Annotated in this window: 23 protein-coding genes and 1 pseudogene; 11 read left to right on the top strand and 13 right to left on the bottom strand. The window is 69.7% G+C overall.

All coding sequences use genetic code 11. From position 1 onward, the window contains the following. Positions 1 to 68 precede the first annotated feature (68 nt). The 3 genes from OG579_RS20145 to OG579_RS20135 are packed head-to-tail and all read left to right on the top strand — an operon-like array spanning position 69 to position 2,223. Entirely contained in the window at positions 69 to 521 is a 453-nt protein-coding gene (locus OG579_RS20145) for a VOC family protein (RefSeq protein WP_045821952.1), read from the top strand. 26 nt (positions 522 to 547) lie between these two features. Continuing rightward, complete coding sequence (locus tag OG579_RS20140) at positions 548 to 1,939, top strand: MFS transporter (RefSeq protein WP_328857396.1); 1,392 nt, start codon at positions 548 to 550, stop codon at positions 1,937 to 1,939. Continuing rightward, positions 1,936 to 2,223: a hypothetical protein gene (locus OG579_RS20135; protein ID WP_328857395.1), complete on the top strand. Its 288-nt coding sequence runs from the start codon at positions 1,936 to 1,938 to the stop codon at positions 2,221 to 2,223. The genes OG579_RS20140 and OG579_RS20135 overlap by 4 nt, the downstream gene beginning before the upstream one ends. A 10-nt stretch (positions 2,224 to 2,233) precedes the next feature. Here OG579_RS20135 and OG579_RS20130 read toward each other — a convergent pair whose 3' ends face one another. Further along, entirely contained in the window at positions 2,234 to 3,643 is a 1,410-nt protein-coding gene (locus OG579_RS20130) for an aminotransferase-like domain-containing protein (RefSeq protein ID WP_328857394.1), read from the bottom strand. Between the two features lie 49 nt (positions 3,644 to 3,692). Between OG579_RS20130 and OG579_RS20125 the strand changes: the two genes are divergently transcribed. Further along, positions 3,693 to 4,637: a DMT family transporter gene (locus OG579_RS20125; RefSeq protein ID WP_328857393.1), complete on the top strand. Its 945-nt coding sequence runs from the start codon at positions 3,693 to 3,695 to the stop codon at positions 4,635 to 4,637. On the opposite strand, the gene OG579_RS20120 is transcribed toward OG579_RS20125, so the two are convergent. Both OG579_RS20120 and OG579_RS20115 read right to left on the bottom strand, forming a co-directional pair. Beyond that, entirely contained in the window at positions 4,558 to 4,791 is a 234-nt protein-coding gene (locus tag OG579_RS20120; protein WP_328857392.1) for a hypothetical protein, read from the bottom strand. The genes OG579_RS20125 and OG579_RS20120 overlap by 80 nt on opposite strands. A 41-nt stretch (positions 4,792 to 4,832) precedes the next feature. Then, positions 4,833 to 6,110, bottom strand: a complete 1,278-nt coding sequence (locus OG579_RS20115) for a S8 family serine peptidase (RefSeq protein WP_328857391.1) — start codon at positions 6,108 to 6,110, stop codon at positions 4,833 to 4,835. Between the two features lie 187 nt (positions 6,111 to 6,297). Here OG579_RS20115 and OG579_RS20110 point away from each other — a divergent pair, with 187 nt between their 5' ends. Next, positions 6,298 to 6,582, top strand: a complete 285-nt coding sequence (locus OG579_RS20110) for a DUF1490 family protein (RefSeq protein WP_328857390.1) — start codon at positions 6,298 to 6,300, stop codon at positions 6,580 to 6,582. 13 nt (positions 6,583 to 6,595) lie between these two features. Continuing rightward, a complete protein-coding gene (locus tag OG579_RS20105) occupies positions 6,596 to 8,746 on the top strand; it encodes a heavy metal translocating P-type ATPase (protein WP_328857389.1) in 2,151 nt (716 codons plus the stop codon). A 9-nt stretch (positions 8,747 to 8,755) separates the two neighbouring features. On the opposite strand, the gene OG579_RS20100 is transcribed toward OG579_RS20105, so the two are convergent. From OG579_RS20100 to OG579_RS20090, 3 genes are read right to left on the bottom strand one after another with little or no spacing between them, the layout of a single operon-like run. Further along, positions 8,756 to 9,214, bottom strand: coding sequence for an NUDIX domain-containing protein (locus OG579_RS20100; protein ID WP_328857388.1), 459 nt, complete (start codon positions 9,212 to 9,214; stop codon positions 8,756 to 8,758). After that, positions 9,201 to 9,359 (bottom strand): hypothetical protein, encoded by a 159-nt coding sequence (locus OG579_RS20095; protein ID WP_328857387.1) that lies wholly within the window; start codon positions 9,357 to 9,359, stop codon positions 9,201 to 9,203. Before OG579_RS20095 ends, OG579_RS20100 begins: the two co-directional genes overlap by 14 nt. Positions 9,360 to 9,416: 57 nt before the next feature. Continuing rightward, a complete protein-coding gene (locus OG579_RS20090; protein WP_328857386.1) occupies positions 9,417 to 10,319 on the bottom strand; it encodes a ribokinase in 903 nt (300 codons plus the stop codon). An 89-nt stretch (positions 10,320 to 10,408) separates the two neighbouring features. Here OG579_RS20090 and OG579_RS20085 point away from each other — a divergent pair, with 89 nt between their 5' ends. Both OG579_RS20085 and OG579_RS20080 read left to right on the top strand, forming a co-directional pair. Continuing rightward, positions 10,409 to 12,085, top strand: coding sequence for an FAD-binding dehydrogenase (locus OG579_RS20085; RefSeq protein WP_328857385.1), 1,677 nt, complete (start codon positions 10,409 to 10,411; stop codon positions 12,083 to 12,085). A gap of 3 nt (positions 12,086 to 12,088) precedes the next feature. Beyond that, positions 12,089 to 12,892, top strand: coding sequence for a HugZ family pyridoxamine 5'-phosphate oxidase (locus tag OG579_RS20080; RefSeq protein WP_328857384.1), 804 nt, complete (start codon positions 12,089 to 12,091; stop codon positions 12,890 to 12,892). Here the strand turns inward: OG579_RS20080 and OG579_RS20075 are convergent. After that, a pseudogene (locus OG579_RS20075) lies at positions 12,889 to 14,210 on the bottom strand (DUF222 domain-containing protein). The gene OG579_RS20080 and the pseudogene OG579_RS20075 sit on opposite strands and share 4 nt — an antisense overlap. Positions 14,211 to 14,308: 98 nt before the next feature. On the opposite strand from OG579_RS20075, the gene OG579_RS20070 reads away from it, so the two are divergent. Continuing rightward, on the top strand, positions 14,309 to 14,686 hold the full coding sequence (locus OG579_RS20070; protein ID WP_328857383.1) for a nitroreductase family deazaflavin-dependent oxidoreductase: 378 nt from the start codon (positions 14,309 to 14,311) through the stop codon (positions 14,684 to 14,686). Positions 14,687 to 15,129: 443 nt separating this feature from the next. Here the strand turns inward: OG579_RS20070 and OG579_RS20065 are convergent, their stop codons facing one another. Then, positions 15,130 to 15,258 (bottom strand): hypothetical protein, encoded by a 129-nt coding sequence (locus OG579_RS20065; protein ID WP_328857382.1) that lies wholly within the window; start codon positions 15,256 to 15,258, stop codon positions 15,130 to 15,132. 275 nt (positions 15,259 to 15,533) lie between these two features. On the opposite strand from OG579_RS20065, the gene OG579_RS20060 reads away from it, so the two are divergent. Continuing rightward, positions 15,534 to 15,896: a nucleotide disphospho-sugar-binding domain-containing protein gene (locus OG579_RS20060; RefSeq protein ID WP_328857381.1), complete on the top strand. Its 363-nt coding sequence runs from the start codon at positions 15,534 to 15,536 to the stop codon at positions 15,894 to 15,896. A 49-nt stretch (positions 15,897 to 15,945) separates the two neighbouring features. Here the strand turns inward: OG579_RS20060 and OG579_RS20055 are convergent, their stop codons facing one another. Genes OG579_RS20055 through OG579_RS20045 form a run of 3 tightly spaced genes read right to left on the bottom strand, consistent with a single transcriptional unit; the run spans position 15,946 to position 18,691 of the window. After that, positions 15,946 to 16,509, bottom strand: coding sequence for a LemA family protein (locus tag OG579_RS20055; RefSeq protein WP_328857380.1), 564 nt, complete (start codon positions 16,507 to 16,509; stop codon positions 15,946 to 15,948). A gap of 33 nt (positions 16,510 to 16,542) precedes the next feature. Further along, complete coding sequence (locus OG579_RS20050) at positions 16,543 to 18,288, bottom strand: DUF2207 domain-containing protein (RefSeq protein ID WP_328857379.1); 1,746 nt, start codon at positions 18,286 to 18,288, stop codon at positions 16,543 to 16,545. 10 nt (positions 18,289 to 18,298) lie between these two features. Further along, positions 18,299 to 18,691 (bottom strand): nuclear transport factor 2 family protein, encoded by a 393-nt coding sequence (locus tag OG579_RS20045; protein WP_328857378.1) that lies wholly within the window; start codon positions 18,689 to 18,691, stop codon positions 18,299 to 18,301. Positions 18,692 to 18,780: 89 nt separating this feature from the next. On the opposite strand from OG579_RS20045, the gene OG579_RS20040 reads away from it, so the two are divergent. Further along, a complete protein-coding gene (locus OG579_RS20040) occupies positions 18,781 to 19,836 on the top strand; it encodes a threonine aldolase family protein (protein WP_328857377.1) in 1,056 nt (351 codons plus the stop codon). On the opposite strand, the gene OG579_RS20035 is transcribed toward OG579_RS20040, so the two are convergent. Together OG579_RS20035 and OG579_RS20030 are read right to left on the bottom strand one after the other, a co-directional pair. Next, positions 19,823 to 21,337 carry a phytoene desaturase family protein gene (locus OG579_RS20035; protein WP_328857376.1) on the bottom strand — a complete coding sequence of 505 codons (1,515 nt, stop codon included), beginning with the start codon at positions 21,335 to 21,337 and terminating at the stop codon, positions 19,823 to 19,825. The genes OG579_RS20040 and OG579_RS20035 overlap by 14 nt on opposite strands. A gap of 46 nt (positions 21,338 to 21,383) precedes the next feature. Then, on the bottom strand, positions 21,384 to 21,986 hold the full coding sequence (locus OG579_RS20030; RefSeq protein ID WP_328857375.1) for a TetR/AcrR family transcriptional regulator: 603 nt from the start codon (positions 21,984 to 21,986) through the stop codon (positions 21,384 to 21,386). Between the last annotated feature and the right edge of the window lies 1 nt (position 21,987).

Below are 21,987 nucleotides of genomic sequence, written 5' to 3'. Positions count from 1 at the left end.
ATGAGTTCGGCGGACGAGGCGAGTCGGTATCTCCGGACACCGCCGATTAGACCGACAGGAGCACCATCATGGCCGCCATCACCCCGTCACTGTGGTTCGACGACGACCTCGAGGCCGCCCTCGAGTTCTATCGAGGCATCTTCGACGACATGACCGTCCACCACGTCGGCAAGGCCGGCGACGCCGTCACCACCGCCAGTTTCGAGATCAACGGCCAGCGGTTCCTCGCCATGAACGCCGGCCCGATGTTCCCGTTCACCGAGGCGGTGTCGTTCACCATCGACTGCGCCGACCAGGCCGAGGCCGACCGCTACTACGACGCGCTGCTCGACGGCGGAGAACAGTCGCAGTGCGGGTGGCTCAAGGATCGCTTCGGACTCAGCTGGCAGATCGTGCCCGCCCGCCTCCCCGAACTGCTCGCCGACCCGGATCCGGCGCGGGCGCGGGCGGCGATGGGCGCGATGATGTCGATGACCCGCATCGTCGTCGCCGACCTCGAGGCGGCCGTCGCCGCCGTGTGAGGTGGGCGGGTGTTTAGTCTGGGAAAGTGACCGACCTGCAGACCCCCTCCGTCAGCGTCGCCGCCCGCCTCGACCGCCTGCCGATCGTGCGCGCCCACTGGGTTGCGACCGGCGTCATCGGCCTCGGGCTGTTCTTCGACCTCTACGAGAACTTCCTCGCCGCGACGATCTCCTCGGTGCTCAAGACCGAGCTCGACCTCAGCCGCAACGAACTGAACCTGCTCCTCGGATCGGCCTTCCTCGGGCAGTTCCTCGGCGCCGCGGTGATGGGTCGATACGCCGACCGCGTCGGGCGACGCCGCGCGTTCATGATCAATCTCGCGGTGTACTCGCTGTTCTCCCTGCTCGGCGCGTTCAGCCCGAACGCGACGTTCCTGGTGATCACGCGGTTCATCGCCGGCGTCGGCATCGGCGCCGAGTTCGCGCTCGCCGACTCGTATCTGTCCGACCTGCTGCCGAAGAACGTGCGCGGCAAGTTCATCTCGTGGGCGTACACGATCGCGTTCTTCGGCGTGCCGACCGTCGGGCTGCTCGCGCGCTGGCTCGTCCCCATCGACCCGTTCGGGATCGACGGGTGGCGCTGGCTGTTCGTCCTGGGCGCGTTGGGGTCGTTCGCGGTCTGGCTGGTCCGCCGTGGCCTGCCCGAGTCGCCGCGCTGGCTCGAGACGCAGGGCAGGCACGCCGAGGCCGACGAGAGCTGCCGACGTTTCGAACAGCAGGCCATCGACGCCGGTCACACCCTGGCCGACCCCGACCCGCACCTGCAGGTCACCCCGATGCGCAAGGTCTCACCTGCCGCGCTGTTCCGTCCGCCCCTCGGGCGGCGCACCACGATGCTGTGGATCCTGTCGATCCTCGAGGTGTTCGGCTACTACGGGTTCGGCACCCTGGCCCCGATCGTGCTGCTCGACAAGGGCTTCGACCTGGTGACCTCGCTGGGATTCGTGGCCGCGACGTATCTCGGTTACCCCTTGGGGTCGATCCTCGCCATCCCGATCGTCGAACGCGTCGAACGGAAATGGCTGGTGATCGGCTCGGCGGGCCTGATGGCCGCGTTCGGCATCTGGTTCGGTGTGGCGGGCGCGGCGTGGGCGATCGTGGTGTCGGGGGTTCTGTACACGATGGCCAGCAACCTGTTCTCGAACGCCTACCATGTGTATCTGGCCGATTCGTACCCCACAGCCATCCGGGGCACCGCGGCCGGAGCCGCGTACTCGCTGTCGAAACTGACCACCGGTGTGCTGCCGTTCATCCTGCTGCCGTTCCTCGACGCGAACGGATCGGGACCCGTGTTCACCCTGGTGGCCGCGGCGATGGTGGCGCTGATGATCAACGTCGCCGTTCTCGGGCACCGCAGTACCGGACTGTCCGCCGACGCGACGATCGCAACCCCCACCCCTGGAGGCACCTCCCCGTGAACACCACCACCATCCGCTCGGCCGGTCTCTACGTGCTGGCCGTGATGGTGGTCGCGCTCGCGTTCATCGGTGTCGCCGCGCTGCTCTACGACCAGGTGCCGACGGTGATGATCGTCGTCTTCCCGCTGATCATCCTGGCGGGCGCCGTCGGCGCCCTGCGTCGCACGTACACGTGTTACAAAACCGGCGGCACGTGGCAGGTGTGGCAGGGCGCGAGCTGGCTGCTGTTGGCGTTCTTCATGATCGCGCTCACCGGCACCGGCAGCGCCCTCCTCGAGCGCTGACGTCCGCGCCTCACAGCAACGACTCGAGGATGCGGGCCGCCTCGACGTGCCGCGTCGGGTCGGCGCTGCCGTAGTTCAACCGGATGTAGGGTCCGGCGACCGCGGCCGGGAACCACTCGGCTCCCGGCGAGATCGACACCCCCGCAGCGAGACTGCGCGCGGCGAAGACCTCCGCGTCGACGTCCTCGGGCAGTCGCAGCCACAGATTCAGTCCACCGCGCGGGATGTGGGTGATCTCCAGCCCGGGTGCATGGTCACCGATCGCGGCGACGAGTCGGTCGCGGCGCTCGGCGAGGTCGCGCCGCAGCCGGGTGCAGTGGGTGCGCCACGCCGGTCGGGTCACCACGTCGAGGGCGGCGCGCTGCAGGATCGGTGACACGTACAGGTCGCTGACGGCGAGGGCGTTGGAGATGCGCTGGCGCGCCGGCCCCCGAGCGATCACCGCCGCGACCCGCAGCGCCAGCGACGCCGACTTGGTCAGCGACCGGATGTAGACGACGTGACCGTCGGTGTCGTCGGCCGCCACCGGCGCGACCGGGGCGTCGATCGCGAAATCGTGGGCCCAGTCGTCCTCGACGAGGAACCCGCGACGGTCGGCGACGACGTCGAGGACCGCACGACGTTCGTCGGGGGTCCACAGGGCGCCGGTCGGGTTCGCGAAGTTGGGCTGCGCGTAGAACAGTCGCGCACCCGACGCCCGCATCGCCTCGTCGAGGTCGTCGGCCGACGGCGCCCGCGTCGTCCGCGCGACCGGCACGATCACCAGACCCGCCTGTCGTGCCGCGGCGATGGCACCCCAGTAGGTGGGTGATTCCATCACGATGGACTCCCCCGGTCCGGCGAGCGCGCGGAACACCGCCGACAACGCGCTCTGACCGCCCGAGGTGATGACGGCGTCGGATTCGCGCCACGGCTGGCCCCGACCGGATCCGGATGCGCCGTCGGCGGACAGCTCCCGCACGAACCACGCGCGCAGCTCGGCCACCCCGGTCACCGGTGGACGGTCGAACGCCTCGTCCGACCGCGCGGCCCGTGTCAGTGCCGATCGCACGTCGCGCATCGGCATGAGGTCGATCGCCGGGTATCCCCCGTGCATGGCGATCGTGTCGGCATCGATTCCACGCAGGGTCGACCCGATCGGTGAGGGACCACTGCGTTCGGGGCCGAGGGCCGTGGTCTGCCAGTCGACCTCGAGAGCGCGCCGCGCGGTCGGCGGTCGGGTGACGAAAGTGCCTGCCCCTGGACGTGTCTCGACCGATCCCTCGGCGACCAGGTGACCGATGGCCTTCTGCACGGTCACCGGGCCGGCACCGAACCTGCGGGCCAGCACCCGGGTCGACGGCAACCGCCCGCCCGGCCCGGACTCGGCGACCAGACTGCGCAGATGACGCACGATCCGGTCACTGCTATCGTTCTCCATGAGTACAGAGAATAGCGCTATCGCATTTACGAGCGCACCGCTATCGCGTTTGCGGTCGTCGGGCCTCGCCTTCGGCTTCCTCGGTGTGCTGGCGTTCTCGTTCACCGTGCCGTTCACGCGCATCGCCGTCGAGGGGTTGCATCCACTGTTCGTCGGTACCGCCCGTGCCGTCGTCGCCGGCGTCCTGGCCGCCATCGCCCTGCTCGTCACGCGCAGCCGCGTCCCCCGCGGCACCCAGTGGGCGCGACTGGCCGTGATCGCGCTCGGCATCGTCGGCGGGTTCCCCGTCCTGACGTCGCTGGCGCTGCAGACGACCACCGCGGGCCACAGCGCGGTCATCATCGGTCTGCTCCCCGCGGTGACGGCGTCGGTGGTGGTGATCCGCACCGGTGAGCGACCCGGGCCCCGGTTCTGGACCTTCAGCGCGGTCGGTGCGGTCGCGGTCGTCGGGTACTCGCTCGCCGCGCACGGAGCACTGTCCGCGCCCACGATCGGCGATCTGTACCTGCTCGGCGCGGTGGTCCTCGCCGCTGTCGGCTACGCCGAGGGAGGTCTGATGGCCCGGGAGATCGGGGCCTGGCAGACCATCAGCTGGGCGCTGGTCGTCGCATTGCCGGTGATGACCACCGCGACGGCGGTCGAATGGGTCGTGGACCCTCCCCGCGCCACCTCGGGTCAGTGGCTGGCCTTCGCCTATCTCGGTGTCGTGAGCATGTTCCTCGGGTTCTTCGCCTGGTACCGAGGCTTGGCGTTGGGGCCGATGACGGCGGTCAGTCAGGTGCAGTTGATCCAGCCGATCCTGACCCTGGTGTGGTCGGCGGCGCTGCTCGGCGAACCCGTGACCTCGGCGATGATCGTCGGCGGCGCGGTGATCATCGGGTGTGCGCGCGGCGCGGTTCGCAGTCGGGTGCGGGCTACTGGATCGGCGAATCCGGCGGCGCCACACCGAACTGCGGCGATTCCTCGATCGCACCCACTCCCCGTATCGCGGTGAGTGCGTGGCGGGCATCGGGAGCCATCGTCCCGGAGATGATGCCGATGGCCGCGTGCACCTGCGTCACCTGAACCCCGCTGGCGCGCACCGCGGCGACCACCTCGTCGATGGAGGCGAGGTGGTCGTCGTCGACGGTGATGGTGACGTCGGTCATGGCCCAGAGTCTACGGAGCCTGTCTGTGTCCACGGGGTCATTCAGGGGGCCAGGACCATTCCCGCGCCCACATCCGAGGCGGCGGCGTCGAGCCGCAGCGTCTGCTGGGTGAGCGTCGACCACAGGTCGCGACCGCGGCGCCCGGTGCTCTGCGCCCACAACGCGGCGAGGCCGGCCACGTGCGGCGTCGCCATGCTGGTGCCGCTGATGGTGTTGTAGCGCTTGGGGTCCACCGCGACCGGCCACGACGAGTAGACGTCGACACCGGGTGCGGCCACGTCGACGCCACCACCGTCGACGGCACTACTCCGCGCGGAGAACGGGGCGACGGCGAGCGCGGTGTCGATCGCCGCGATCGCCATGATCGACGGACTGTTGGCGGGGACACCCACGAATCCGGGATCGGTGGGGCGGTTCGCGTTGTTGCCCGCGGCGGCCACGATCAGGGTGCCGGCGGCCAGGGCGCGACGACCGACGGTCTCGTAGGCCTGCGACACCTGGTCCACGTCGGCGCCCAGCGACATCGACACCACGTGGACGCCGTTGGCCAGCGCCCAGTTCAGTCCCGCGAGAATTCCCGCGTCGGGGCCGCCGCCGTCGTTCGAGAGCACCTTGCCGACGAAGATCTCCGCCTCGAACGCGATGCCGTAACGGCGGCCGGTCGTCGGGCGCTGCGGTCCGCACGACGTGCCCACGCAATGGGTGCCGTGACCGTGACCGTCCTGCGGTGGCTCACCGGACACGAAGGACTGCGCGGTGATCGCCCGGCCCGCGAGGTCGGGGTGGGTGAGGTCGACCCCGGTGTCGAGCACCGCGACCTTGATGCCGGCCCCGGTCGCCGCCGACGCGGGCACCCTGGTCGCCTGCAGTCCCCAGGTGAACTCGTCGGTGTCGGCGAACGGGCCGGTGGGTGTGGCCGCGGCGACACCAGCGCCCGTGAGGCGATCGGTGAGGTCGCTGACACCGTCGCGATAGCCCCGCAGGTAGTCGGGGGAAGCGGTCCGGATCCGTTGCACCCGTTCGAGTTCGATGAACCGGATCGATCCCTGCGGCGAGCACTGCGCGTCCAGCGCGGCGAGTTGGTCGGCGTCGGCATCGACGATCGCGACGCCGAGTTCGGCGAAGATCGTCGCCTGCGCCGACCGGCTCTGGTCGACATCGAGCACCTGACCCGCGAAATCGCGCGTCGAGGCGACCTCGGAGAAGCCGGCCACCGATCGCAGAGTGGTTGCGTAGGTGTCACTTCCGTCACCGGGCGCGAAGACGACGATCCGGCGTCCGGTGTCGCCTGCGCCGGCGGTACCCGTGTTCTCGATCATCGACTCCCCTTCTCGATCCGTCGCTGTCGATCGACGGCGATGACCGGCCTTCGCCCGAGTCATCAACTGATGCACATACCCTAATACCGCGCTCCGACAACGTAGCTGCGCCGCCGGATCGAGTAGATTGACGGCAGCCGCGGGACCGTTCCGCGGGCTATGAGCCCCCAGCAAAGGATGCGCGACGATGCCCCTGCACGGCCTTCTCGGAAAAGCGGCGACCACGGTGGTGACCGGTGCGGTCGGTGCGGCCGCATACGACCTGGCCCGCACGGCGTACGCGAAGTCCTCGCCCCGCGACACCGCGGTCGTGCTCACCTCGTGGGGCCTGCGCGGCACCCGTAGGGCCGAGGCCGCCGCCGAGAACGCACGGCTCGCGGTCGCCGACGTCGTCGCCGAGGCCAAGGGCCGTATCGGCGAGGAGGTCACCCCGCCCGGGGCGGCCGACGCCGGCCACGCCCACGAACACTGAGCCGGTCGTCGCTGTGACGTCCCCGGTCGTCCTGTCCGACGCCGCCGGTCGGCTGCGTGTCCGCGTCGACTGGCTGCGCGGCACGGCCACCGGCGCGGTGGCCATCGAGGAGTCGGTGCTGCGGCTCGCCGGTGCGCGCGCCGTGCACGCCTATCCACGATCGGCGTCGGTGGTGGTCTGGTACCGCACCGGTCAGGTCACCGTCCCCGAGGTGCTGGCCGCGATCGCCACCGCCCGCGACACGCCCTCCGACCTTCTCCCGGCCCGTGCCCCGTATTCGGCGGAGGTCGCAGGCGGCGACATCCTGCGCATGAGCATCGGCGGTGTCGCGCTGGTGCTGCTGGGTTTCCGGCGCTACGGGCTGCGTCGCCCGCAACTGCTCGGCCCCACCAGCCGCCTGGCCGCCACCGGCGTCACCATCGTGACCGGCTATCCGTTCCTGCGCGGCGCACTGAGATCGCTGCGGGGAGGTCGGGCCGCGGGCACCGACGCCCTCGTGTCGGCGGCGACGGTGGCCAGTCTGCTGTTGCGCGAGAACGTCGTCGCGCTCACGGTCCTGTGGCTGCTCAACATCGGCGAGTTCCTGCAGGACCTCACGCTGCGGCGCACCCGTCGCGCCATCTCCGACCTGCTGCGCGGCAACCAGGACACGGCGTGGGTCCGTGGTGCCGACGGGACCGAGGTGCAGGTCGGCATCGAGACGCTGCAGGTCGGCGACGAGGTCGTCGTGCACGACCACGTCGCGGTGCCCATCGACGGCGTCGTCGTCGACGGCGACGCCCTCGTCGACCAGTCGGCGATCACCGGCGAGAGCCTGCCGGTCGCGGTGGCGCAGGGTCACCAGATCTTCGCGGGCTCGGTGGTCGTGACCGGCCGACTGGTGCTGCGTGCGCAGGCGGTCGGCGACAACACGACGATCGGGCGCATCATCTCCCGCGTCGAGGAGGCCCAGCACGACCGCGCGCAGATCCAGACCGTCGGCGAGAACTTCTCGCGCCGTTTCGTGCCCGCGTCGTTCGCGTTGTCGGCGTTGACCTTTGCCTTCACCCTCGACGTGCGCCGCGCCATGACGATGCTCCTCATCGCCTGCCCGTGTGCGGTCGGACTGGCCACCCCCACCGCGATCAGCGCGGCCATCGGCAACGGGGCCCGGCGCGGCATCCTGATCAAGGGCGGGTCCCATCTCGAGCAGGCCGGCCGATTCGACGCCGTCGTGTTCGACAAGACCGGCACGCTCACCCAGGGGCGTCCCGTCGTCACCAACGTCGTCTCGTTCCACGATGCGTGGCAGCCCGAGCAGGTCCTCGCCTACGCGGCCAGTTCGGAGATCCATTCCCGACATCCGTTGGCCGAGGCCGTGATCCGCTCCACCGAGGAACGCGCCATCGCCATCCCGCCGCACGAGGAGTGCGAGGTGCTGGTCGGGCTGGGTATGCGGACACGCGCCGACGGACGCACCCTGCTGCTGGGCAGTCCGTCGTTCCTGTCGGGCGAGGGTGTCGCGGTGACCGACGACGCCGACCGCTGGGTCGACGATCTGCGCCATCGCGCCGAGACCCCGCTGCTGCTCGCCGTCGACGGTGAACTCGTCGGGTTGATCAGTCTGCGCGACGAGGTCCGCACCGAGGCCGCGCAGGTGATCAGTGATCTCCGCGGGGTCGGGGTGACCCGCATCGTCATGCTCACCGGCGACCACCCGGTGACCGCCGCCGCGGTGGCCGCCGAACTGGGCATCGACGAGTGGCGCGCCGAGGTGCTGCCCGATGACAAGCTCGAGGCGGTCCGCGCGCTGCAGGAGGCAGGCCACGTGGTGGCGGTCGTGGGCGATGGCATCAACGACGCGCCGGCGCTCGCGGCGGCCGACATCGGTATCGCGATGGGCCTCGGGGGCACCGATGTCGCGGTCGAGGCCGCCGACATCGCGCTGGCCGGCGACGATCTGCGTCGCCTGGTCGATGTCCGTGAACTCGGTGGCCGAACCGTCGATCTCATCGGCCAGAATTACGGGATGTCGATCGCGGTGAACGCCGTGGGCCTGCTCGTCGGTGCGGGCGGGGCGTTGTCGCCGGTGTTGGCGGCGATCCTGCACAACGCGTCCTCGGTGGCCGTGGTGACCAACAGTTCGCGCCTCATCCGACACCGCCTCGACCCGGCGACCGCCTGACTCGACGGGTCAGCCGACGGCGGCGCGCAGCCGCTCGAGGAACGGCCGTTGCGACGCAAGGATCTTGGTGTCTGCGGTCTGCAGGTCGAACCACGCGACGCGGTCGATCTCGGGGAAGCTCTGGAGTGTTCCCGACCGCGGCGGCCATTCCATCTCGAAGGTGTTGCTGACCGCGACGGTCACGTCGATGTCGCCGGCGACGGCCCACGCGGTCACGATCTTGCCGCTCGACTGACGCACCTCACCCAGGTCGACCGCCGGGCCGTCGGGCACCGCGATGCCGACCTCCTCGACGAACTCGCGTCGCGCCGCGTCGAGGGGATCCTCGTCGGTGTACTCGCCCTTGGGGATCGACCAGGACCCGTCGTCCTTGCGGGCGTAGAACGGACCGCCGGGATGGCCGAGGAGGACCTCGATCCCGTCGCCGGTGCCGCGATGGATCAGGAGCCCGGCGCTACGCCGGGGCATGCAGGTCGCTCACGGTGGCCGGCGGTGGCGCGGCGGGCGACGGACCGACATCGCGCAGGGAGATCATCGAACCGATCAGCACCGCCGCCACCGGGGAGACGACGCCCCACGACCCCATCGCGGTGAGGACGATCACAGTCAGCATCGGATCATCCTGAACCGCCTCGGCCCGTGGACCAAATCAGACGTCGGCGCGCCCCGTTCAGAGATCGCCACGCGCCGGGTAGGAGTCGATGGTGCCGACCGCACCCACTGACATGGACGCCGCGGCGACGGCATCGGTGACGGCGTCGTCCATCGGGGTCCCCGTCGCCAGGCGCGCGGCGAGGATGCCGACGAACAGGTCGCCCGCACCGGTGCTGTCGACCACTCGCACCGTCGGTGCCGGGATGTGCCCGCTGCCGTCGTCGGTGACCCAGACGGCGCCGTTGGCGCCGAGGGTCGCAACGACGCTGAGCGCACCTCGCGCGCGCAGCGCGGTGGCAGCGTCGGTCACCGACGCGACGTCGTCGACCTCGGCGCCGGTGAGGACGGCGAGTTCGTGTTGGTTGACGATCACCGGGTCGCATCGCCGCAGGGTCGGCGCCGAGACGGGCCCGGCGGGTGCGGCGTTGAGGACGAACCGGCCCCGCGTGTGGGCGGCCGCGTCGTCGACCACGGTCGGCGGGATCTCGAGCTGACACACCACGACGGCGGCGGCACCGACCCGAGCCGCTTCGGAGTCGTCGAGACGATCCCACGCCCGGTTGGCGCCGCCGACCACCACGATCGTGTTGTCGCCGTCGGCGACCGTGATGTGGGCCGCACCGCTCTCGCAACCGTCGACCGCACCGAGCATCTCGACGTCCACTCCGTGATCGCGCAGGCCCCGGCGCAGGAAGTCGCCGTGCGCGTCGGACCCGACCCGTCCGATGAACGCGACGTCGTCGGCGACGATGCGGGCCGCGACGGCCTGGTTGGCGCCCTTGCCGCCGACATTGCGCCGCGACGCCGTCGCCAGCACCGTCTCCCCCGGGCGCGGGATCCGCTCGACCTCGGCGACCTCGTCGACGTTGATCGACCCGACCACGACCACGGTCCCGGTTCCCTGTCCTGCACCCTCCATGCGAGCGATCATGCCCGTTCACCGCCGCCGCGCCGCGCAGTAGTCTCGACCGAGGATCGCAGGTACGCACAGACCGACAGGGGTGCAGCGTGGACGTCGACGTCATCGTGGTGGGAGCAGGCCTCGCGGGCCTCGTCGCTGCCCACGAACTCACCAGCGTCGGGCATCGTGTCGCGCTGCTCGATCAGGAGAACGCCGAGAACCTCGGCGGTCAGGCCTGGTGGTCGTTCGGAGGGCTGTTCTTCGTCGACAGTCCCGAGCAGCGCCGACTGCGGGTGAAGGACTCGTTCGATCTCGCCTGGCAGGACTGGCGCAACAGCGCCCGGTTCGACCGGCTCGACGACGAGGACTCCTGGGCCGTGCAGTGGGCCCGCGCCTACGTCGAGTTCGCCGCCGGGGAGAAGCGTCCGTGGCTCGACGGCCACGGCGTGAAGTTCCTGCCGACCGTCGGGTGGGCGGAGCGCGGCGGTCTGCGCGCCGACGCCCACGGCAACTCCGTGCCGCGTTTCCACGTCGCGTGGGGCACCGGTACCGGTGTGGTCGAGCCGTTCATCGCCCACGCGCACCGCGCCGCCGCGGCGGGCACCCTCACCTTCCACCACCGACATCGCGTCGACGCGATCATCCGCGAGGGCGGAGCGGTGGTCGGTGTCAGCGGCACCGTCCTCGCACCCGACCGTGCCGTGCGTGGCGCACCCACCTCGCGGGAGGCGGTCGGCGATTTCGAGCTGCGGGCGCAGGCGGTGGTCGTGACGACCGGCGGTATCGGCGGCAACCACGACCTGGTGCGCGAGTTCTGGCCGGAGCGTCTGGGCACCGCCCCCACGACGATGATCACCGGTGTCCCGGAGTACGTCGACGGCCGGATGCTCGGTATCGCCGAGCAGGCCGGCGCGCGCCTGGTGAACCGAGACCGTATGTGGCACTACACCGAGGGCGTACAGAACTGGAACCCGATCTGGGCCTCCCACGGCATCCGGATCCTGCCCGGACCGTCATCGATGTGGTTCGACGCATTGGGTCGACGACTCCCCGACCCGTGCCTACCCGGCTTCGACACCCTCGCCACTCTCAAGCACCTGCGGACCACACCCGACATCGCCGAGCACGATCATTCGTGGTTCATCCTCAATCAGCGGATCATCGCCAAGGAGTTCGCGCTGTCGGGATCGGAGCAGAACCCCGACATCACCGGCAAGAGCAAGCTCGCCATGGCCCGCGAGCGCCTGAGCTCGTCGGCACCGGGACCGGTCGACGCGTTCATGCGCCGCGGCGCCGACTTCGTGGTCGCCGACACCCTCGAGGAGCTCGTCGCGGGGATGAACAAGCTCACCGACACCGAGCTGCTCGACTCGCTGGCGATCCGCGAACAGATCGAGGCGCGCGATTCCCAGCTCGACAACGCCTACAGCAAGGACAGCCAGATCATGGCCATCCGCAATTCGCGGGCGTTCATCGGTGAGCGGCTCGGCCGGACCGCCGCGCCCGGCAAGATCCTCGACCCCGAGGACGGCCCGCTGATCGGTGTGAAGCTGCACGTCATCACCCGGAAGTCGTTGGGCGGCATCCAGACCGACCTCGATTCCCGTGTCCTCGATTCCGAGGGTGTCGCGATCGACGGCCTCTACGCGGCCGGCGAGGCCGCCGGGTTCGGTGGCGGCGGGGTGCACGGGTACAACTCATTGGAGGGCACGTTCCTCGGTGGCTGCCTGTTCTCGGGGCGCACCGCCGGACGCGCCGCCGCATCAGCGCTGGGAGGCAACTGACCCGTGGCCGAGACATTGCGTGATCACGGCGATCCCGGCGACGCACCCTCGGTGCCCGCGCCCCTGACACCGGTCACCAACGATGCGCGGCCGAGTGCCGCCGAGGAGGCTCGCACGATCGCCGCTTCCACCTCGACGGCGACGCTGGCGAGCCTCACCGCCGACGGTGAGCCCTGGGCCTCGTACGTGACCTATGGATTGCTCGACGGTCAACCGGTGCTGTGTGTCTCGCACATGGCCGAGCACGGCCGCAATCTCTCCGGGGATGCGCGCGCCAGTCTCGCGATCGTCGCCCCCACCACCGATCCCGATCCGCTCGCGAGCGGACGGATCACGCTCGCCGGCCGGGTCGAGCGCCCGACGGGCGACGAGTACACCGCGGCGCGCGAGGCGCATCTCGCGGCGGTGGCAGCGGCGAAGTACTACATCGACTACAGCGACTTGACCCTGTGGGTGCTGCGGGTGGAGCGTGTGCGCTGGGTGGGCGGCTACGGCCGGATGGATTCGGCCTCGGCTGCGGATTACCTGGCGGCGCAGCCCGATGCGGTGTCGCCGAAGGCGGCCGTCGCGATCGATCACCTCAACGACGACCATGCCGACTCGCTGACCGCGATGGCCCGGGCACTCGGCGGCTTCCCGGACGCGACCGGTGCGACGTGCACCGCGGCCGATCGCTACGGCTTGGATCTCAAGGTGTCGACACCCCGCGGGATCGCCTACACCCGTGTCGGATACGCGACGCCGATCGATTCCATCGACGATCTGCGTGCGGCCACCGTCGAACTGGCCAAGCGGGCACGCAGCTAGGCAGCGTCCAGCAACGCGCGGAGTTGTCGTTCGACGAGACTGACGGTCTCATCGTGGTGGCCCGGGGGTGCCGGCGCGCGCGAGACGTGGCTGTGCCCGGTGGGTGTGGTGATCGTCGCGGTATGGCGCGTGGTGTCGGTGTGGTCGGCGGTGGTCATCCGCCATCCGGGGTTCTGTTTGGCGCGGTTGTGCGCCAGGCACATACCGCCCCCGTTCGACGCTGACGTCGGGCCGCCGTTCGCGTGGGGGTTGGCGTGATCGTATTCGGCGATCGGTGCGTCGCAGTACGGGATCCCACACGATTGATCGCGGAAGTCGAAGAACTGCTTGAGACCGGTCGGGAACAGGCGTGCGGCGGATTCCATCGCCACCAGGGCTCCACTCGACGGTGCCTTGAAGAGGCGCCGCAGCGTGGTGGCCGCGTCGGCGTCGAGACTGGTGGCCACCATCGCGCGAGCAATGTCCGCGGGGATCGGTCCGTACCCGGTGACATGGGCTGCCGCACCGCCGTTCCCGGCCAAGACCTCGTCGGACATCACGACATTCACCGCCACCGGCAACGCGTCGACCGTGGCGACACCGGTCACCCGCTCCACGAGGGCATCGGCCATCACCTGCGCGTGCGTGCGGTCGTCGACGCCAACGGTGGCGTCGGCATGCCTCCTCAGCGCCGCGAACACCGAGATCCCCGACACCAACGGCAGCAGGGCTGAGAGCCGGACCATCCCGTCGGGCGCGGGTCGGGTCGACACTCGGCGGTCTTTCGCCGCCTGGGTGTGCCGGTCCACCACTGCGTGCGGGTCGAGTTCGTAAGCAATCCGCCTGACCTCGGCATCCAACGCCCGGTCGCCGACACCGTCGAGCGCGGATACGTCGGCACACAGGCGGCGGTCGATCTCGGCGCGATCATGTGGCGTGAGGTGCGCGGTCTCGCGAACAAGGATCGTCGCCCGCCACTCGGTGAGCGCACCCGCGGCCAACGCCGCACGCGTGTAGGGCATCTCGCGCATCAACGCTCGCGCGAACCCGAGGTACCGACCGCCGACTGACCCCGAGGCCTGCTGGCCAGCGCGACCTCCGCGGCCAAACCGCGACCCTGCCGAGCCTTCGGTACACCGGCGGCGGCCTCCGATTCGAGACGGAGTTCCTCCAGGCGCATGGTCTGCTGTGCCTGCGCCGCAGCACATGCCGCCTTCGCCGACTCGAGAAGTGCGATCTGGTCGACCGCCGACGCTTCGGTGTCCGCGGGTGGGAGGTCGCCGAGAGACGACAGGACCGCTTGCAGCACAACCACTCCGGCGTCCTGCGCGGTGTCCATGATCCCCCCCCGAACCATCTGTCGAATACGTGTTCGAGTGTACCCGCGCCTTCCGACATCCGCCACGAAGAATATGAACCTCGCTACCATGACCCACCATGCAGATCCCGAGTGTGGTCGCGACGGTGAACAAGCACGTGACGAATCGTGTGCAGGGCCTGTGGGCCTGGCTGATCCCGCCGTGGGCGGTCGTCCTGCACACGGGCCGGACATCCGGGCGCGCCTATCGCACGCCCGTCGTCGGTTTCCACACGCCACAGGGTTTCGCGATACCCGTTCTCTACGGCCCGCACACCCAGTGGGTGAAGAACCTGATCGCCGCGAACGGCGGCGAGATCCGGCGGGCCGGCAGACGCCATCAGCTCATCGAGCCGAGAATGATTCCCGCTGAGGAGATCACCGCGAGCGGGGTCGCCGGCAGATACACCCGCGCCGGCACCTGGACACTCGTCGCGACCATCGGCCCACGTATCTGACCCCTGTCGAAAACGGCTCGCGGAGTCTGCGATCGGCCACCTACGCTCGGATCCATGCACATCGCGATGATCGGCACGACAGCCCCGAGTCACATCTACCCGTCGCTGGCCGTCATCGCCGAATTGGTGCGGCGCGGACATCGGATCACCTATGCAGTGGGCCGATCGGCGGCATCGATCGTCGAGCCGTACGGCGTCGAGATCGTCTCGTGGGAATCGATTCTCCCTTCGGGCCAGGATGCGTGGCCCGACGATCCTGCCGCGGCGATGCACGTGTTCCTCGACGAGACGATCGCGGCGTTCCCGGTGCTGACCGGTTTCTACGACGACGGTCGACCTGATCTGCTCCTCTACGACATCGGCGGTATGGCCGCACCCGTTCTCGGTGCGCGCTACGGCGTACCCGCGGTACAGCTGTCCCCCGCGTACGTGGCGTGGGACGGCTACGCCGAGGATCTCGCCGACGTCATCGGTCCCCTGCGCAGTTCGGCGAGCGGCGTGCGGTACCACGCGGTGTATGCGGAGTGGTTGCGCAGCAACGACATCGACACCGACCCCTGGGACTGGATCACCTATCCCGAGCACTGCCTGTCGCTCATCCCGAGGGTGATGCAGCCGCACGCCGATCGCGTCGGCGACCATGTGCAGTTCGTCGGACCCTGTCTCGATCCGGTGCGCCTGGCCGACCGCAGCTGGACCCCACCCGACGGGAAGATCCTCTACGTCTCGTTCGGCACCGGCTTCAACGAACATCCCGACTTCTATCGCCTGTGCATCGACACGTTCGCCGGCACCGACTGGCAGGTGGTCATCTCCATCGGCCACCGCGTCGACCCTGCCGACATAGGTGAACTCCCACCGAACGTGGCAGCTGTATCAGCACGTTCCGCAGCTCGCCGTCCTCGACGCAGCGTCGGTGTTCATCACCCACGCCGGGATGGGCGGCTGCACCGAATCACTATGGTCCGGCGTGCCCACCGTGGCCATCCCCCAGGCCGTCGACCAGTTCGGCAACGCCGACATGCTCGTCGAAGTCGAAGTCGGAGTGGGAGTGCAGCTGTCGCGCACCGAGGTGACGGCCCAGGCGCTCGCCGACGCCGTCGCCGCCGCAGAAGAACTGTCCGGCCGAGCTGGCGAGGTCAGCGCCGAGGTCCGCGCCCATGGCGGTGTCGCGGCCGCCGCGGACGCGATCGAGCAGTTCCTGGCCTAGGAGATCACCGTCGGCGGCGCCTGTTGGCTGTCCCCCGCCCGGCCAGGTGTCAGAAGCTCACCGTCGGCGGAGTCTGTTGGCCTTCAGGCGCCTTGTAGAACTCGCGGGTCGACACCTTGGCGAAGGCGGCGAAGAACATCCACGGGATGGTCTGCACCAGGGTGTTGAGAGTGGTGACCGCGTCGTTGTAGAACTGGCGGGCAAAGGAGATCTGGTTCTCGGTCTCGGCCAGCCGGCCTTGCAGATCGAGGAAACCCTGATTGGCCTTGAGATCGGGATAGGCCTCGGCCACGGCCATGACGTCGACGAGCGCCTTGTTCAGCTGCGCGTCCGCGGCGGCCTTCTCGGGCACCGCATCACCCTGCGCCGCGGCCGCGACCCGCGAACGCGCCTCGGTGACCGCCTCGAACACGCCCTTCTCGTGGGCCGCATAGCCCTTCACGGTGTTCACGAGGTTCGGGATGAGGTCGGCCCGTCGCGTCAGCTGGACGTCGATACCACCGAGCGCCTCCTGCGCACCGATGTCGGCCTTCTTCAGTTTGTTGAATCCGATGACACCGAACGCCACGGCGGCGACGATGAGCACCACGATCACGATGAGAGCGATGAGCACGAGGACCTTCCTTTTCTCGAAAGCTGTTGCTGGTTACCAGGATCCGCCGCCACCACCGCCGCCTCCCCCACCACCGGAGAACCCGCCGCCGCCACTGCTGCTCGACGACTGCTGGGTGGCCTCGTAGGAGGAGATCGAGGAGGCGACCGACGAGGTGAAATCCGACGAGAAGGAACTCATCGAGCCCAGTCCGTACCCGACGCCGAGGCCGTGCCCGGCGTTGAGATATCCGGGCGTCGGCGGCTCCTGTCGATTCGCGACGCGATATTTCTCGGCCCACTCATCGGCGACGTCGAACGCGACGGCCCACGGGATGTACTTGGTGTAGAGCTCGTGCCGACCGCTGAAGTCGAATCGCGCCTCGCTCGAGGGGGTGCCCAGCACCCGGCGGAATCCGCCCAGCTGCGACCACACGTCACGACCGCGCTTGGTGCGGAACGTCATCGCGCCGGGCGCCAGCACCGGCACCGCGACGACGGCGAAGACCGCGAACGGCAGACCGAACATCGACCGGTCGAACGGGTTGATGAAGTAGAACACCGCGGCGGCGATCACCCCGACGATCAACAGCACACGCCCGGCGCCGCCGAGGCCGGCGCGCTCCATGAGCCCCGCGCCGCGGGCCCACCCCGACACCGAACCGTCGAAAGCCCGTCGCGACTCGCGCAGTGATCTGCCGCCCTCGGCATCGTCGGGATCGGCGACGAAGGTCTGCCCCGGCGCGATGCCCAGCGTCGACGCGGCCTGCCGGGTGACGGAGTCGAGTGCGTCCCAGTTCCCGTCCTTGCCGCTGATCCGCCAGGTGGTGCCGTCCTTCTCCAGCGTCGCGACCCCCGCCTCGCCGAGTTGCAGCATGGTCGCGGCGAAGTGGTCGTCGGTGACGGTCTCGGTCAACAGGTAGGCGCCCTGTGCGGGCCCGATGCCCTCGGGAGGGCCGTACATCAGCGGGAAGGCCGGCGAACTCTCGTGGGTGGTGCGCACGATGAGCCACGCCGCGATGCCGGCCACCACCGCGAGCACGCCGATCACGACGACCAACCACACCGAGCGGCCGAGGACGGGATCGAGGGTCACCGACCAGGGCACGCTCACCCGCCCCGGTGCGGGTACGTCGAGCGAGGACTGCACGGTGACCGGCGTATGCGGTTCGAGGGCACCGGTCACGACCATCAGCGAGTTCCCGGTCGTGGTCGCCGTGCACCCGGTATCGGACGCCGCGCCGACGGCACAGCGGGTGTCCTGCGGTGCGGCAGGCAGATTCACCGTCAGCGCGCTGCGCTCGATCGGCATCTGCCAGCCGCCGGGGATCAGGTTCCAGTAGAACTGCGCGCCGTCACGCCCGCTCAGCGGGGCCGACAGCGCGCCGGGCACGGTGTAGGTGATGACGTAGACGTGTGAGCCGGTGATGGTCTCGTCGGCGTCGCCGATCTTCGCCACCACGTACCGTCCGCCGCTCTCGGTGCTGACGTCGAGGCCGTCGGGGCGTCCGTCGCGGGTCACCCCGATGTCCTTCGGGACCAATCGTGCGTCGGGGTTGTTCGGGTCGACCACGTCGAAGAAGCGGAAGATGCCGTGGCGATAGAGCGGGAAGTCGACGCGGAGGGTCTCGGTGGCGCGGAGCGTGCCGTCGCGGGCGACGTCGAACTGGGCCTGATAGTCGGTGATCGTGGCACTCTCGGTGCCCGATGCGGCGTCGTCGCTGGAGGCGAACACCACCGGGGCGAACATCGCGGCGAGTGCCACGATGAGCCCGACCAGCACCAACACCGCACGCCTCATGGCGCGGAGCCTACTGTGCCGAGGTGTTCATCCGCTCCATCTCGAGGGCGAACTCGGTGGCCATGCGCTCGGCGAGGGCGTTCGCCGCCGACAGGGGCCGCACCATGACGGTGAACTCCTCGATGAGGCCGTCCGCGTTCGTGTGCAGGATGTCGCACCCGTTCACGCTGCGGCCGTTGATCTCGGCCTCGAAGACGAGGACGTGGTCGTCGCCGTCGTCGATCTGTCGCACGTAGCGGAAGCCCTCGAACACCCGGAACACCGCACGCAGGATCCCCGCGGTCACCGGGCGACCGGAGTACGGCTTGAACGCGACCGGAGACCGGAAGACGACGTTCTCGGCCAACAATCGCTCCATGGCCTCGTGGTCGGCGGCCTCCACTGCGTCCCGAAATGCCTGCACGTCTGCTCCCTGCGTCGCGTAAAGGTGGTGAGTGAACGTCTTACCCGAATTCTATGCTCAGGTCCATAGCTCGTGAGCGAAAGGCACCCATGCCCGACTCCCCCGCACCCCTGCGCGGATACCTCAGCGACAACGCCGCCGGTGGGTCCCCCGAGATCCTGGCCGCGGTCACCGCGGCATCGGCGGGACTCGCGGCTCCCTACGGCAACGACGAGCACTCGCGAGCACTGGTCGCGAAGGTCACCGAGGTGTTCGAGCGGCCGGCCGATGTGTTCGCCGTCGGTACCGGATCGGCCGCGAACGGCATCGCGATCGCCGCGCTCACGCCGCCGTGGGGGTCGGTGCTCGGTCATCGCACCGCCCACATCGACACCGACGAGGCCGGGGCACCGGAGTTCTTCGCCGACGGCGCGAAGATCGTGGGGCTCGAGGGTGCGGACTCACGCATCGACCCCGACGCCCTGCGCGCCGCGGTGGCTCGCCGACGCGGTGACGTCCACAGCGTGCAGCCCAGCGTCCTGAGCATCACCCAGGCCACCGAATCCGGCAGCGTCTACGGCCTCGACGAGATCCGGGAGCTGTCGCGGATCGCCCACGACGCCGGGCTGCGGGTGCACATGGACGGTGCCCGGTTCGCCAATGCCCTGGTGACGCTGGACGTCACCGCGGCGGAGATGACCTGGCGCAGTGGCATCGACATCCTGTCGTTCGGCGCCACCAAGAACGGTGCGCTCACCGCCGACGCCATCATCTCCTTCGACCCGGCGCTGCGCACCGAACTGTCCTATCGCCACAAGCGCGGTGGTCAACTGACCTCGAAGATGCGGTTCCAGACCGCACAGCTGCACGCGTACCTCTCCGATGACCTCTGGCTCCGCAACGCGCGCCATGCCAACGCGATGGCCACTCGCCTCCGCGAAGGACTCGCGCAGGCACCGGGGGTACGGATCCTCGGCGATCTGGCGGCGAACATCCTCTTCTTCCACTTCCCCGACGACCTCATCGCCGGGCTGCTCGATCGCGGTTACGGTTTCTACCACGATCGCTGGGCACCGGGCACGGTCCGTCTCGTGACCTCGTTCGTCCACCGAGAGAACGACATCGACGACCTCCTCGCCGCGGTCGCCGAACTCACGCGTCGCTGACGGACTCCTCAGCCGGGCCGATCAGCTCGGCGACGATCTTGCCCGAGAGCATCACGAGCGGTAGTCCGCCTCCGGGGTGGGAGGAGCCTCCGACAAGGTAGAGCCCGGGGATGCGGGATTCATTGCCCGGCCGCAGGAACGCCGCGCGGGGCCCGTTCGACGACGAACCGTAGATGGAGCCTCCGGGGGTCAGCGTGCGGCGCTCCAGTTCGGCCGGGGAGAGGATCTGCCGATGGCGCACCCGCGCACGCACGTCGACGCCGCGGTCGGCCATGATCTGCAAGATCCTGTCGGCGTAGTCCTCGGCCAGACCGGGGGCATCCCAGTCCATCCCGGCCGCGGGGTCGTGTCGCGGGGCGTTGACGAGAACGAACCATGCGCCGGTGTCCGGCCCGGGGACGATCGCGGGATCGTCCGGTGCGCTGATGTAGACCGTGGGGCGCTCGACCGGCCGGGGTCCGCCGTTGCGGCCAAACAGGGCGTCGAACTCGGCGTCGTAGTCCTCGGCGAACAGGATCTGGTGGTGCGGTTGATCGGCGGGCGGATCGTCGACCGCGAGCAGCAGCACGAACCCGGAGAACGAGGGTGTCGGTGTCCGGACACGTTTCGCCATCCGAGTCGCGGTCGGCGTGCGGATGAGCGAGCCGTAGACGGTCCGCGCGTCGGCGTTGGCGACCACGGTGTCGGCGGAGATCCGGCGCCCGTCGGCGAGGCTGATCCCGTCGACGCGTCCCGAGGGGTCGGTGGTGATGGCGGTGACCTCGGTGTCGAACTCGATACGTCCCCCGAGCGCGTCGAGCCGCTCCTGCAGTGCCGTGGCGATGCGACCCAATCCACCTGCCACGTACCACGATCCGTAGGCCTGCTCCGACCACGGCACGGTCGCCAGTGCCGCCGGTGCGCGCCGCGGGTCGGACCCGGTGTAGGTGGCGTACCGGTCGAGCAGCATGCGCAGCCGCTCGTCCTTCAAGTACCGACGACCCAACCCGCGCATGGAGCGCAGCGGCGAGATCGCACCGAGTGCCGACAACGGCGGGGGCGGTCGCCGACGCATCGCGGAGACGGTGAGCGGCGACTCGAGGAACATCTCCCGCGAGAGATCCCACATGCGTTCGGCGCGTCGTAGGAACGCCGACCATTCGGCACCGCGGCCGGCGCCGAGTGCTGCATCGATGGCCGCCGGGATCTGCGCGAGCTCACCCGGCATGTCGAGCACGGTGCCGTCGGGGAAGCGATACTGCGCGGCGGTGTCGAGGCGCTGGAGATCGAGGACGTCGCGCACCGACACCCCCGTCGCGGCGAACAGATCCTCGAGGATGTCGGGAAGGGTCACCAGCGACGGTCCGGTGTCGAAGACGAACCCTTCGTGGGAGATCACGCCCAGTTTGCCGCCCGCGGTCTGCGCCTGCTCGAACACCCTGACCTGATGCCCGGCCGCGGCCAGGCGCACAGCGGCGGCGAGACCGCCCACGCCGGCACCGATCACGACGATCTCGCTCATGCGCAGTACTCCATCTCTTCGATGGTGCCACGCGAAGGCGTCGCCCCTATCGGAGCAGCGCAGTCGCCGCCAGCGCGGTCCAGGAATCCAGATGCGGGTCCTCGGCCGGATCGCGCCGTTCGATCGCGTAGGTCAGCGCGACACCGCGCATGCTGGTGTTGAGCACCTCACGCACCATCGGATAGTCGGGATGTGCGGTGAGGTCGTCGCCGAAAAAGGTGTCGGTCGACGCGCGCACCATCGCGCCCATCGCGCGCTCCTCCGGGAGCAGCGCCGCGCGCAGTCCCTCATGCGACCGCGCAGCCACCCACAGTTCCACCGACGCCCAGAAGTACGGCTGCGCATAGGTGGCCCACATCGTGGCGACGGCCTCGGTGATCCGGTCCCGCGGATCGGCCGGCCAATCGGTGCGAGATCCGAGGTCGGCGACCCGCTCGGCCGCGAGGTGATGCACCGCGGCGACGAGCAACTCGTCACGTGAGGGGAAATGGTGCAGCAGCCCACCTCGTGAGACCCCCGCCTCCTTCTGGATCCGCAGGGTGGTGGCGTGGGCGTACCCCTCGTCGACGAGTACGCGAACCGCGGCGTCGAGGATCCGACGTTTGGCCTGCCGGCTGCGTTCCTGCTCGGGGCGGGCGCTGGTGGTCATC

Origin of the sequence: Williamsia herbipolensis, assembly GCF_036153515.1 — a bacterium.
Lineage (GTDB): Bacteria > Actinomycetota > Actinomycetes > Mycobacteriales > Mycobacteriaceae > Williamsia_A > Williamsia_A herbipolensis.
Note: the sequence above shows the minus strand (reverse complement) of the source record. Positions and strands in the feature narration are given on the sequence as shown.

Coding starts and splice junctions, on each gene's coding strand:
- OG579_RS20095 (WP_328857387.1), bottom strand. CDS start 9,359: ATGCTGACTGTGATCGTCCTCACCGCGATGGGGTCGTGGGGCGTCGTC.
- OG579_RS20120 (WP_328857392.1), bottom strand. CDS start 4,791: ATGACCGACGTCACCATCACCGTCGACGACGACCACCTCGCCTCCATC.
- OG579_RS20090 (WP_328857386.1), bottom strand. CDS start 10,319: ATGGAGGGTGCAGGACAGGGAACCGGGACCGTGGTCGTGGTCGGGTCG.
- OG579_RS20035 (WP_328857376.1), bottom strand. CDS start 21,337: ATGAGCGAGATCGTCGTGATCGGTGCCGGCGTGGGCGGTCTCGCCGCC.
- OG579_RS20040 (WP_328857377.1), top strand. CDS start 18,781: ATGCCCGACTCCCCCGCACCCCTGCGCGGATACCTCAGCGACAACGCC.
- OG579_RS20050 (WP_328857379.1), bottom strand. CDS start 18,288: ATGAGGCGTGCGGTGTTGGTGCTGGTCGGGCTCATCGTGGCACTCGCC.
- OG579_RS20115 (WP_328857391.1), bottom strand. CDS start 6,110: ATGATCGAGAACACGGGTACCGCCGGCGCAGGCGACACCGGACGCCGG.
- OG579_RS20130 (WP_328857394.1), bottom strand. CDS start 3,643: ATGGAGAACGATAGCAGTGACCGGATCGTGCGTCATCTGCGCAGTCTG.
- OG579_RS20070 (WP_328857383.1), top strand. CDS start 14,309: ATGCAGATCCCGAGTGTGGTCGCGACGGTGAACAAGCACGTGACGAAT.
- OG579_RS20030 (WP_328857375.1), bottom strand. CDS start 21,986: ATGACCACCAGCGCCCGCCCCGAGCAGGAACGCAGCCGGCAGGCCAAA.
- OG579_RS20100 (WP_328857388.1), bottom strand. CDS start 9,214: ATGCCCCGGCGTAGCGCCGGGCTCCTGATCCATCGCGGCACCGGCGAC.
- OG579_RS20110 (WP_328857390.1), top strand. CDS start 6,298: ATGCCCCTGCACGGCCTTCTCGGAAAAGCGGCGACCACGGTGGTGACC.
- OG579_RS20145 (WP_045821952.1), top strand. CDS start 69: ATGGCCGCCATCACCCCGTCACTGTGGTTCGACGACGACCTCGAGGCC.